The organism is Hoyosella levis (genome assembly GCF_026008515.1).
GTDB classification, from domain to species: domain Bacteria; phylum Actinomycetota; class Actinomycetes; order Mycobacteriales; family Mycobacteriaceae; genus Lolliginicoccus; species Lolliginicoccus levis.
The window spans coordinates 449,289-461,910 of record NZ_BQYM01000001.1 but is presented as its reverse complement, the minus strand read 5'-3'; the positions used below and the strand labels follow the sequence as shown (position 1 = coordinate 461,910).

General features: G+C 67.5%; 8 protein-coding genes. All 8 read left to right on the top strand.

Translation table 11 applies throughout. The features are described from left to right. Positions 1-74: 74 nt before the first annotated feature. The 8 genes from QC765_RS02080 to rsmD all read left to right on the top strand — a co-directional run bounded on the left by QC765_RS02080 (position 75) and on the right by rsmD (position 12,363). Positions 75-2,264: a glycosyltransferase gene (locus QC765_RS02080; protein ID WP_278312751.1), complete on the top strand. Its 2,190-nt coding sequence runs from the start codon at positions 75-77 to the stop codon at positions 2,262-2,264. A gap of 204 nt (positions 2,265-2,468) precedes the next feature. After that, a complete protein-coding gene (locus QC765_RS02075) occupies positions 2,469-2,723 on the top strand; it encodes a GlsB/YeaQ/YmgE family stress response membrane protein (protein WP_278312750.1) in 255 nt (84 codons plus the stop codon). Positions 2,724-2,857: 134 nt separating this feature from the next. Then, a complete protein-coding gene (locus tag QC765_RS02070; protein ID WP_278312749.1) occupies positions 2,858-3,379 on the top strand; it encodes a gamma carbonic anhydrase family protein in 522 nt (173 codons plus the stop codon). 80 nt (positions 3,380-3,459) lie between these two features. Further along, positions 3,460-4,137, top strand: coding sequence for a uracil-DNA glycosylase (locus QC765_RS02065; protein ID WP_278312748.1), 678 nt, complete (start codon positions 3,460-3,462; stop codon positions 4,135-4,137). A 96-nt stretch (positions 4,138-4,233) separates the two neighbouring features. After that, positions 4,234-6,015 (top strand): DAK2 domain-containing protein, encoded by a 1,782-nt coding sequence (gene fakA, locus QC765_RS02060; RefSeq protein ID WP_309297286.1) that lies wholly within the window; start codon positions 4,234-4,236, stop codon positions 6,013-6,015. Continuing rightward, on the top strand, positions 6,012-8,252 hold the full coding sequence (gene recG, locus QC765_RS02055) for an ATP-dependent DNA helicase RecG (protein WP_278312747.1): 2,241 nt from the start codon (positions 6,012-6,014) through the stop codon (positions 8,250-8,252). Before fakA ends, recG begins: the two co-directional genes overlap by 4 nt. A gap of 152 nt (positions 8,253-8,404) precedes the next feature. Continuing rightward, positions 8,405-11,806, top strand: a complete 3,402-nt coding sequence (locus tag QC765_RS02050) for a pyruvate carboxylase (RefSeq protein ID WP_278312746.1) — start codon at positions 8,405-8,407, stop codon at positions 11,804-11,806. Continuing rightward, positions 11,803-12,363, top strand: coding sequence for a 16S rRNA (guanine(966)-N(2))-methyltransferase RsmD (gene rsmD, locus QC765_RS02045; protein ID WP_278312745.1), 561 nt, complete (start codon positions 11,803-11,805; stop codon positions 12,361-12,363). Before QC765_RS02050 ends, rsmD begins: the two co-directional genes overlap by 4 nt. The last annotated feature ends 259 nt before the right edge of the window (positions 12,364-12,622 follow it).

Genomic DNA, 12,622 nt, shown 5'->3' with positions numbered 1-12,622 from the left:
TCCAGGTCCGGTTGAACCATCGCGCAAGCAAGCGCCTGCGATTCGCCGCACTGATGGGGATTCGGGAGCCGGTCGTGCCTCTCGTGATCGACAGCACCGACGACATGCGGGAGGCGGCCGAGCGCATTGCCTCCCGTTCGTCCCCGGATGCCGTGATCGCCTGTGGCGGGGGACCGCTGCCCATGGCGCTGGGCCACGCGTTGAAGGAGATGACCGGTTGTCCTCTAGTGCTTGATCGCGTTGGCGCTGCCTCCGATAACGGACCAGGTCACGCGAAGGGCGAGTCCGGCGATCACGCGCGGAATGGGGCGCCTAGGGGTGCCGACGTGGTGATCAGCTCGTGCGCCGAGAGCCAGCTGGGGCACGGATGGCTCCGTGTGCCCGATGCGTCCTGCGAGGACGGGAGACATGTCGGAGTGCACGCTGATCGCCGGTGGCCGCTCGTCGCCGCGTGCGGATCGATCGTTCTCCTTGGCACCCCGCATGACATCGATGAGCTTGCGAGCTCGGTGTCGCTCCTGATGTCCGGAGCGGTGACCAAGGTGGTCGTGGTCGCGATGACCGGTCCACCCTGTTCCGGATCGATTCCGGGACGTGACCAGATCAGTTTCTGCACGATGGATGATGCCGGAGCTGAGATCAATGCAAGCTCGATCATCTACCTTTCCGACTCGCCAGAACTGGCAGCCATTTGGCGAACGGTGCGGGAGGAGGTGCTTGATGCGGTCACGCGAGGAGCTTGGCTGCTTGCCGCCCCTACCAAGGATCATGGGCAATGCATCCAGCGCGGTACCGCGACGCCAATCCGCCTCGATGTCCTTTCCGAAATGCTGAGCCAGCGCGGTCTCGATCCAGGAGCATCGGCTGATTCATGCGCGAGCGCGGTGGAAACCGACAGCTACCCTGCAGCGGCACGAGCGCTGGAGGCCGCGATATGGACTGCTCGGGTACGCGCGCCCCATCGGTGGCTGGCCACGCTTGGCCCTGGCGGAGATAGGCGTGGGAGGCCATGCGGTCGACGAGGTGCTGAGGCTAGCGATGGAGTCGACATCGTTATCTTCTGGAAGCAGAACGACACCGGCATATATGGTCGCCGCGTGGATATGGTTGCTGAGTACCTCGCAAGCCGCTCTGATGTGCGACGGGTATTGATCCTCGACGAGCCCGTCGGATTTGATGCGCTCGAGGCATCGGCGCAGCTCGCATCTGGCCGCAACCACAATGCGCACATCTATACTGGGACCTACCGCAAGCGAATGGGGCTGGAGGACCAGGGCAAGGTTTTTCGCGATGTCTTTGTGTTTCGCGAGAGTGTCTATTCGGCTCGGGGAGGAGCGCGTGGTCGCTCGCTTGAGGGTGACTATCTGGAATTTCTTGAGCGAGCGTTTGATCGCGCCGAGTTGGATATAAGCCAGGCGTGTTTCTGGTTCTATCCGATAACCTACTGCGCGAGTTCCACCATCGATCGGTTCCGTCCGTCATTCGTCGTTGCGGACGTGGTAGATGATCACCGAGCTTGGCCGGGACTCGGGCCGCTTGTGGTGAAAAGCCTCACGAAGCAATATAGGGAGGTGCTGGGCCGTTCCGATGTTGTGCTGACGAACTGCTCGTCAGTGCAGGAATCGATGAGCTCGCTCGAGCCGGGTGCTCGAATGATTCCGAATGGATGCGACAACCGAATGCCACGCAGGAGGCCCGAGTCCGGGACCTATGGAGCTGTCGCATCGTCGGCACGGCGAAAAATCGGCTACGTCGGAAACCTTGAGTCCAAGCTGGACGTTCGCCTGATCTCGCGCCTTGCCCGCGAGAAGCCCGATGACCAGATATTGCTTATAGGATCGACCCATACGGGGGCTGAGATCCTTGACCAGCTAGATCTCCCCAACGTGTTGTTCGTGGGTGTTGTTCCCTATCAAGAGATTCGATCCTGGATTGATTTGTTCGACGTCGCAATAATCCCACACGAATTCAACCAGTTGACACGGTCGATGAACCCGCTAAAATTATACGTGTATGCCTCATGTGCTGTGCCTGTCGTGGCAACCTCGGTTCCCAATATCGACTCCTCGCCTTCCTGGGTGCACGTCGCAGAATCGCACGACCAGTTCATCGCGAAGGTCGATCAAGTTCTGGAAGCTGGGCGCCCCCCTGAAGGAGACTTCCACGAGTTTGTGGAGAAAAATTGCTGGAGCACCCGATTGCGGGAGACGGTGGACGAGGTCGTTCTGGGTGCGAGGCGGGCGAGTGGTCGCGCCCTGGCCTAGTCGCGCCGGGAGGCCTGTTGCTAGCTAGCGATAGCCTATTGCATCGTCGACCTTTGGCGGTGCCGGTTAAAGCGCTCTTTGCCAGCAACAACCTGCCCGCAGTCTCGATCCCGTTGCAGTTTTCGCTCTTCCGGTTGCAGTGGCCTGCTGGACTGATAAGACTTGAGGTGTCCAGGTACTACTTGACCAAGGAGAGTGTTTGTCATGATTTGGAGCATCATCGTAGCCATCGTCGTGGGCGCGATCATCGGTGTGCTGGCGCGACTCGTGCTGCCGGGCAAGCAGCAGGTGTCGATGCTGCTGACCGTCGTGCTCGGTGCCGTGGGCGCCTTCGCGGGCTCCGCGATCGTCAGTGCTGTCGCTGACAAGGAGGGCTTCAACATCTGGGCCCTGCTGGTCGGCATCGTTGTGGCGGCCGCTCTGATCGTGGGTTACGAGCGGATCGCGCTCAAGAAGTAGCTCGACGAGAGAACTGCCTGGCCGGGCGTGGGGAGCGATCCCCGCGCCCGGCCTTGTGCGTGGTGCCTGGCAACACGGCGCCGTCGACACCTCCTGCCCCGGACAGGGTGTCTCACATGTCCTAGGATGTGGTCATGGCGATCTATGCGTTGGGCGACCGGGAACCATCCATCCACCCCGAGGCGTATGTGCATCCCGATGCCGTCGTGATCGGCGCGGTCACGCTCGGTGCTGGCGCGAGCGTCTGGCCCTCATCGGTGCTGCGTGGCGACTACGGAACCATCGAGGTCGGGGCCCGCACCAACATCCAGGACGGCACGATCATCCATTGCACGGGAGTGCACCCCACCGTGATCGGCGAGAACTGCGTGATCGGCCATAACGCGCACATCGAGGGCGCCACCATTGGCGCGAACTGCCTGATCGCTTCGGGCTCGGTCGTGCTCAACGGCTCGGTCGTGGGGGAGGGCGCCATCGTGGGCGCTGGCGCGGTGGTGCCGTTCAACTTCGAGCTGCCCGCGCGCCGCATGGCCCTCGGAGTTCCCGCCCGCATCCGGGAGGGCTACGAGGTGCCCGAGGGACACGTCGATGGAAACACCGCCGTGTACATGGCCAACGCTTCCTACTATCGTGAGGCGCTGCGCCGGCTCGACTGACCCTCTCCCGGAGAATGCCCGGGGCAGCTCGGGGGGCTGGCGCAGTGATGTGTGGGGACGCGACGGAGAAGCGAGGCAGCATGGCGCCACGGCCACTATCGGAGATCGTCGAGGAAGGCTGGGCGGAAGCGCTGGCCCCGGTGGAGCCAGTGATCGGGGTGATGGGCGAGTTCCTGCGTGGCGAGATCGCCGATGGGCGCGGCTACCTGCCTAGCGGCACGAATGTCCTGCGGGCGTTCCAGCAGCCCCTCGACGAGGTGCGCGTGCTGATCGTCGGGCAGGACCCGTACCCCACGCCAGGCCACGCGGTGGGGCTGAGCTTCTCGGTGGCACCGGAGGTACAGCCGGTTCCGCGCAGCCTCGCGAACATCTTCCGCGAGTACTGCGACGATCTTGGCCATCCGATGCCAGCGACCGGTGACCTGACGCCGTGGTCGCGGGCGGGAGTGCTCCTGCTCAATCGTGTCCTGACGGTGCAGCCGGGCCAGCCCGCGTCGCACCGGGGCAAGGGCTGGGAGGCCGTGACAGAACAGGCGATCCACGCGCTGGTCGACCGCGATGAGCCGCTCGTGGCGATCCTGTGGGGCAAGGATGCGGCATCGCTCAAGCCAATGCTGCAGGATGTGCCCATCATCGAGTCCGCGCATCCCTCGCCGCTCTCGGCGTCTCGGGGCTTCTTCGGCTCCAAGCCGTTCAGCCGCGCCAACGAGCATCTGCTCGATCTTGGTGGCGACGAGATCGACTGGCGGCTGCCCTAGCAGATGCCACCGGCAAGCCGTATCCTCCCGGCGAGGGCGCGGGCTAGGCTTGGCATAGCGTGAGCTTTCGGACAGCGCGAGGGAGGTGAGCAGGTAGTGCTGGAAGTTGTTGATGCGCTCGACGCGCGAGCGCTGATGCGGTGGGCGCACGCCTGCGTGGTCGGCCTCGAGGCTCGCCGCGAGGAGATCAACGTCCTCAATGTCTTCCCTATTGCCGATTCCGATACTGGCACGAACCTGCACTTCACCATGCGCGCGGCATATGAGAAGGCCCGCACCGAGTGTGATCCCCTCGACGGCATGTCCACCCACGATGTCGCGGTGGTGCTCGCCCGCGGCGCGGTCGCTGGAGCGCGCGGCAACTCCGGGGTGATCCTGTCCCAGGTGCTGCGCGGGGTCGCCGACGCTGCGCTTGGCGGCTCCATCGACGGGCGGGTGCTGCGGAACGCGCTCACTGGGGCCCTCGAGCTCGTGGGGCAGTCCATGTCGAATGTCGTCGAGGGCACTGTGGTAACCGTGCTGCGCGGGGCAGCGACGGCCGCCCGCGACGCTGAGGACGATGATCTCGCCAGCGTGGCGCGCGCTGCAGTCTCCGGCGCGGTCGAGGCGCTGGACGAGACGCCCTCGCAGCTCTCCGTGCTCGGCCAGGCAGGAGTCGTGGATGCCGGCGGCGTGGGCTTGCTGATCATCCTTGATGCTCTCGTCGAGGTAGTGACAGGGGAGCCGACGACCCGGCCACGGTTCACCGCGCGTGCCACCGCCCGGCCCGATGCGGAGGACTGCGCGGCCACGGTATCTGTGACGTCACCGTCGACGGCCATCGGCGGCATGATGCTCGCGGAACCGTCGGGCAACGGGCATCAGCCCGGGGCCACCATCACTGGCAGCAGCGGCAGTGCTCCGGCGGGGCAGGGTGCCGAATGCCTGCACAGCACCGAGCATGTGCATGAGTACGCCACGGGCGACGTCGAGTACGAGATCATGTACTTGCTGCGGGGCTGCGATGATGCCGCGGCCGCCGTGCTGCGCGAGAAGTTGTCGGACCTCGGTGATTCAGTGATCGTCGTGGGAGACGGTTCAGAGGCATTCTCAGTGCATGTGCACAGCACCGATCCGGGCGCGGCGGTGGAGGCCGGTGTTACTGCTGGCGTGCCCTATGACATCCGGATCACCGCGTTCGGTGCCGACCAGCAGGGCTTCACACCGTCCTCGGCGCCCCGGGTACGCGAGGTCCTCGCGATCGTCAACGGCGAAGCTGGCGCTGAGCTGTTCCGCTCCGAGGGAGCATCAGTGCTGACCTGCGGCCACGAATGCTCGCCGCAGGAACTGCTCGACGCGGTCCTCGCCACCACGGCCGACGAGGTGTTCGTGCTTCCCAATGGCTTCATCCGTCCCGAGGAGCTTGTGGGGGTGAGCACCCAGGCCCGGCAGCTCGGGCATCCAGCCGTGCTGCTGCCCACCGCGAGCCTCGTGCAGGGCCTCGCCGCGCTCGCGGTGCACGACCCGCACCGCGCAGCCTCCGACGATTCGTATGCCATGGCTGCCGCGGCCGCCGCGACACGATGGGGCAGCGTGCGCCGCGCCCAGGAGAAGGCACTCTCCCTCGCCGGGGCCTGCGAGCCGGGGGACTACCTGGGGCTGGTTGGCCACGAGGTGCTCGTCATCAAGGATGAGTTCCTCGCCGCCACGCTGCACATCGTTGATCTCATGCTCGGAGCCGGTGGCGAGCTGCTCACGATCCTGCGCGGCGCCGCGCAGACCAACGACACCTTCGCCGAGCAGCTCGAGGATCACATCAACAAGAACCATCCCGGTGTGGACCTGATGATCTACGTGAGCGGCCAGGACGAGGACATCCTGCAGATCGGCGTGGAATGACCACCGCGTGCACCAAGCTCGGCCTTGAATCGCGGCTCGACGGTGTGCTGGCTCCCGCGGCCGTGGCCGCGCTCGCGGAGAACTTCGAGATCCACACTGTCGGCGACCTCCTTCGCGCCTACCCGCGCCGCTACGCGCGCAACGGCGTCCCGATCGGTGATGAGCAAGCAGAGCCGGGCGATCACATCACCGTGGTGGCCAGCATCGCCCGGGCGGACCTGATCCCCATGCGCAACCGCAAGGGCAGTTTCCTCAAGCTCACCCTGCAGGCCGATCGGCAGAAGCTCGAGGCCACCTTCTTCAATCCGCAGAAGCTCCGGCACGTGCTCAAGCCTGGCCTGCGCATGATGTTCTCCGGCACGGTCAAGTACTTCCGCGGCACCATGCAGCTCACCCACCCCAGCTATGTGGAGCTGCGCGCCACCAAGGACGGCACCACCGTGCACGGCAGCGGCCAGCTCGCCCAGATGGCGCGTGCCCAGCAGCAATCCGAGGGCACGCTCACCGAGGATGCCTTCGCCCGCGACATCATCCCCATCTACGACTCCACCCGGGCCATGCAGAGCTGGGAGATCTGGAGCTGCATCCGCATCGTCCTCGACCAGCTCGCGCCCATCGAGGATCCCCTGCCGCGCGATCTCCTCGAGGCGCGGGGCATGGTGGGGCTCGAGACCGCGCTGCGCGCCGTCCACCTGCCCAGCACCCCCGCCGATCACGACACCGCGCGCGATCGGTTGCGCTTCGACGAGGCCCTCGTCATGCAGCTCGTGCTCGCCCGGCAGCGCCACGCCGAGGCTGCCCGCACCGCGCCCGCGCTGCCGCCCCGGGCAGACGGCATCGGCGCGGCCTTCGACCAGCGCTTGCCCTTTGCCCTCACCGAAGGCCAGGCCACCGCAGGGCAGCGCATCAGTGAGCGGCTCGCCCAGCCGCACCCCATGAACGTGCTGCTGCAGGGCGAGGTCGGTTCTGGCAAGACGCTCGTCGCGCTGCGCGCCATGCTGCAGGCCATCGATGCCGGCCACCAGTGCGCCCTCCTCGCGCCCACCGAGGTGCTCGCCACCCAGCACTACCGGTCCCTGCGCGCCATGCTCGGGGAGCTCGGGAATGGCGGTGAGCTCGGCAGCTCCGCGAGCGCCACGCGCATCACCCTGCTCACCGGCTCCATGACCACCAGCCAGCGCAAGGCCGCGCTGCTCGCCACGGTCACCGGCGACGCCGGGATCATCATCGGCACCCACGCCCTCATCCAGGACACCGTCGAGTTCTTCGACCTCGGGCTCGTCGTCATCGACGAGCAGCACCGCTTCGGCGTGGAGCAGCGCGATCAGCTGCGCGGCCGCGGCCGCGACGGCAACACACCGCACACTCTCGTCATGACCGCCACCCCCATCCCGCGGACCATCGCCATGACGGCCTTCGGCGCCCTCGACGTCATCACCCTCCACGGCCTTCCCCGCGGCCGCAGCCCAATCAGTACCTCTGTGCTCGCCCTCGGAGTTTCCCGCAAGTGGCTGCCGCGCGTCTGGCAGCGCATCACCGAGGAGGTCGAGCAGGGCCGGCAGGCCTACATCGTGTGCTCCCGCATCGGCGACGACGCTGCCGCGCCCACCGCGAAGGAGGGCCCGGAGACCACCCCCGTCCTCGATATGCACGAGCACCTCGCCACCGGGCCACTCTCGGGCCTGCGCGTGGGGCTCCTTCACGGACGGCTCCCCGCCGACGAGAAGGACCACACCATGCGGGAGTTCGCCGCAGGAGAGATCGACGTGCTCGTCTGTACCACCGTCATCGAAGTGGGGGTCGACGTGCCCAACGCCACCGTGATGGTGATCGTCGACGCCGACCGGTTCGGCATCAGCCAGCTCCACCAGTTGCGCGGTCGCATCGGCCGTGGACAACACGCCGGATTGTGCATTCTCATGTCAGAGGTGCCCGAGGGCTCCCCGGCGCTGCAACGCCTCCAGTCCGTGGCCGCCACCACCAACGGGTTCGAGCTTGCCGAGCTCGATCTGCAGGCCCGCCGCGAGGGCAACATCCTCGGCGTGGCGCAGTCTGGCACGCGCACGTCGCTGCGGCTGCTCTCGCTCCTCGATCACGCAGAGACCATCTCTGCCGCCCGCGAGCTCGCCGAGGACATCATTGCCCGCGACCCCGCCCTCACCGATCACCCCGGCCTGGCCCGCATGATCGCCGCCGCCACCACCACGAGCAGCATCGACTATCTCGACAAGGCATAGTCCGCTGCCCGAGCACCCCGCGCCCCCAACGCGATACCGGTAGTGTTCTCTCCCAAGAGAGCGGCACCCACCCTCCGCCGACCAGCAGCACAGGCCACCGGCGGAGCGAACAAGTGCTGCTGCAGCGAACAGGTCAAGGAGCCCGAACCACCATGTTCACCAAAGTGCTCGTCGCCAATCGCGGCGAGATCGCCGTCCGAGCCTTCCGCGCCGCCTACGAGCTCGGTGCCTCCACCGTCGCCGTGTTCCCCTACGAGGATCGCAACTCCCTCCATCGCCTCAAGGCCGATGAAAGCTACGAGATCGGCGAGCACGGCCATCCCGTCCGCGCGTACCTCTCTGTCGACGAGATCATCACCGCCGCCACCAATGCCGGTGCGGACGCCATCTATCCCGGCTACGGATTCCTCTCCGAGAACCCCGATCTAGCATCCGCGTGCGACGCCGCCGGCATCACCTTCGTCGGCCCGTCCGTCGAGGTACTCGAGCTCGCGGGAAACAAGGCCCGCGCCATTGCTGCGGCCCGCGAGGCCGGGCTGCCCGTCCTCGACTCCTCCGAGCCCACCGATGATGTCGATGCACTCGTCTCCGCCTCGGAACAGATGACATTCCCCGTCTTCGTCAAAGCCGTCGCCGGGGGTGGTGGTCGCGGAATGCGGCGCGTCGACGCGCCCGCCCAGCTGCGCGAAGCCATCGAGCAAGCCCAGCGCGAGGCCGAGTCCGCGTTCGGCGATGCCACCGTCTTCCTCGAGCAGGCCGTCGTCAACCCGCGCCACATCGAGGTGCAGATCCTCGCCGACCAGCACGGCAACGTCATCCACCTGTTCGAGCGCGACTGCTCCGTGCAACGCCGCCACCAGAAGGTCGTCGAGCTCGCCCCGGCACCAAACCTGCCTACCGAGACCCGCGACCAGATCTGCGCCGACGCTGTCGCGTTCGCCCGGCACATCGGCTACTCCTGCGCGGGCACCGTCGAGTTCCTCCTCGACGAGCGCGGCCAGCACGTGTTCATCGAGATGAACCCCCGCATCCAGGTCGAGCACACCGTCACCGAGGAAGTCACCGATGTAGACCTCGTGCAATCGCAGATGCGCATCGCCAGCGGCGCCACCCTCGCGGACCTCGACCTCGCCCAGGACACCATCACCCTGCGCGGCGCAGCCCTGCAATGCCGCATCACCACCGAGGACCCCGCCAACGGGTTCCGCCCCGACACCGGCCGCATCACCGCCTACCGCACCCCCGGTGGCGCTGGCGTGCGCCTCGACGGCGGCACCGCGCTCGGCGCCGAGGTGGGCGCCTACTTCGACTCCATGCTCGTCAAGCTCACCTGCCGCGGCCGCGACTTCGGCACCGCCGTCAGCCGCGCCCGGCGCGCTCTCGCCGAGTTCCGCATCCGCGGCGTCTCCACCAACATCCCGTTCCTCCAGGGCGTGCTCGACGACCCCGACTTCCGCGCGGGAAACGTCACCACCTCGTTCATCGACGAGCGCCCGCACCTGCTCAACCAGCACACCCCTGCTGACCGTGGCACCCGCATGCTGCGCTACCTCGCAGATGTCACCGTCAACAAGCCGCACGGCGAGCGGCCCGTCGACATCGACCCGCGCAGCAAGCTGCCCGCGCTCGACAAGGAATCGCCCATCCCCGACGGTTCCCGGCAGCGGCTCCTTGCCCTCGGCCCCGAGGGATTCGCCCGCTCGCTGCGCCAGCAGGACGCGCTCGCCGTCACCGACACCACCTTCCGTGACGCCCACCAGTCCCTGCTCGCCACCCGAGTCCGCACCCGCGACCTCCTCGGCGTCGCCGGGCACGTCGCCCGCACCACCCCGGAACTGCTATCGCTCGAGGCATGGGGCGGCGCGACCTACGACGTGGCGCTGCGATTCCTGCATGAGGACCCCTGGGAGCGCCTCGCCCAGCTGCGCGAGACCGTGCCCAACATCTGCCTGCAGATGCTCCTGCGCGGCCGCAACACCGTCGGCTACACCCCCTACCCGGAAACCGTGACGCGAGCCTTCGTCGACGAGGCAACCCGCACCGGCATCGACATCTTCCGCATCTTCGACGCCCTCAACAACGTCGACCAGATGCGCCCCGCCATCGACGCGGTCCGCGAGACCGGGACTGCTCTCGCCGAGGTGGCGCTCAGCTACACCGGCGATCTCGCCAATCCCAGCGAGGACATCTACACCCTCGACTACTACCTGCGGCTCGCCGAGCAAGCAGTAGAGGCGGGGGCGCACATCCTCGCCATCAAGGACATGGCCGGACTGCTCCGGGCCCCCGCCGCGGCAACGCTGGTCACCGCGCTGCGGTCCCGCTTCGACCTGCCCGTGCACGTGCACACCCACGACACCCCAGGCGGGCAGCTCGCCACCTATCTCGCCGCGTGGGAAGCCGGTGCGGACGCCGTCGACGGTGCGGCAGCCTCCCTAGCAGGCACCACCAGCCAGCCCGCGCTCTCCGCGATCGTCGCTGCCGCCGCGCACACCGAGCGCGACACCGGCATCGACCTCGGAGCCGTGTGCGCCCTCGAGCCGTACTGGGAAGCAGTCCGGAAGGTCTACGCGCCCTTCGAGTCCGGACTGCCCTCGCCCACCGGCCGCGTCTACGAGCACGAGATCCCCGGCGGGCAGCTGTCCAACCTGCGGCAGCAAGCCATCGCGCTGGGCCTCGGGGAGCGCTTCGAGAAGATCGAGTCCGCGTACGCCGCCGCTGACCGGCTCCTCGGCCGCCTCGTGAAGGTGACGCCGTCCTCCAAGGTCGTCGGTGACCTCGCCCTGCACCTCGTGGGCGCCGACGTCGACTTCGAGGAGTTCGCCGATAACCCCGGCTCCTATGACATCCCCGATTCCGTGATCGGATTCCTGCGCGGCGAGCTCGGGGACCCCGCCGGGGGATGGCCCGAGCCCTTCCGCACCAAGGCGCTCGAGGGCAGGGCGGCCGCCAAGCCCGTGCCGGAGCTCTCCGCCGAGGACACCGGCATCCTCTCCGGCGACGACCACGATGCCCGCCGCGCCACCCTCAACCGGCTGTTGTTCCCCGTGCCCACCCACGAGTACGAGGACCACCGCGAGCAGTACGGCGACACCTCCGTCGTCCACAGCCTCGAGTTCTTCTACGGGCTCCAGCCGGGCGAGGAGCACCAGGTCAACCTCGAGCCTGGCGTCACCCTGATCTTCGGCCTCGAGGCCATCGCCGAGCCCGATGACCGCGGCATGCGCACCGTCATGTGCACCATCAACGGGCAGCTGCGGCCTGTGAAGGTGCGCGACCGCTCCGTCGCCAGCGAGGCACCGACCTCCGAGAAGGCCGACAAGGACAACCCCGATCATCTCGCAGCACCGTTCGCCGGGGTCGTCACCGTCTCCGTCGCCTCCGGTGACTCCATCAAGGCGGGGGAGACCATCGCCACCATCGAAGCGATGAAGATGGAAGCCTCCATCACCGCGCACAAGGCAGGCACCGTCTCCCGCTTCGCCATCAGCGCGGTGCAGCAGGTCGAGGGCGGTGACCTCATCGCGGTCATCGAATCCACCGAATCGGAATGACCCGCATCATCGCCGGAAGCGTGGGCGGCACGCGCATCGCCGTGCCGCCCCGCGGCACCCGACCCACCTCCGACCGGGTGCGCGAGGCCCTGTTCAGCTCCCTCGACGCACGCCTCGACCTCGTCGGCATGCGGGTGCTCGACCTCTACGCGGGATCAGGCGCACTCGGCATCGAGGCGCTCTCCCGCGGCGCCGAGCACGCCACCCTCGTCGAGCGCGACGCCCGGGCGGCCCGCATCATCAGCAGCAACCTCGCCGCCACCCGCTTGAGCGCCCGCGCCGATGTGGTGCGCGGGGATGTCCTTGCCATCCTGCAGCGCGCCCCGGTGACGCCGTACGATCTCGTCCTCGCCGACCCGCCCTATGACGTCGATGACGCCAGCATCCACCAACTGCTGCAGCGACTCCTCGACCAGCAGTGGCTCGTGCCCGGCGCGGTCGTTGTCATCGAGCGGTCCGCGCGATCCCCGGAGCCCATCTGGCCCGAGCTCCTCGAGCCGCTGCGCGCCCGCGACTACGGGGAGACCCGCATCTGCATCGCCGAGCTCCCGGGCTGACGAGTAGCGGGCTGGCTGGCGCGCTGGCGGTTGGCTGGCGCGCTGGTTGGCGGTCGCAAGTGGAAACTTTTCCCCCTCCAGGCGGGAAAAGTCTCCACTGCCCGCGCCGGGTGAAGGTTCGCGCAGGCGTGAGGCTGGGGCCGCGCCGGTGTGGTCCGGCCAGGCCGAGTTCCGGCTGCCGATGGCACCCATGGGTAGCACCTGGGTGGTAGGAACAGTCTCCGAACGGAAGGCCACAGCCAGCTGCTACGGTCAACGC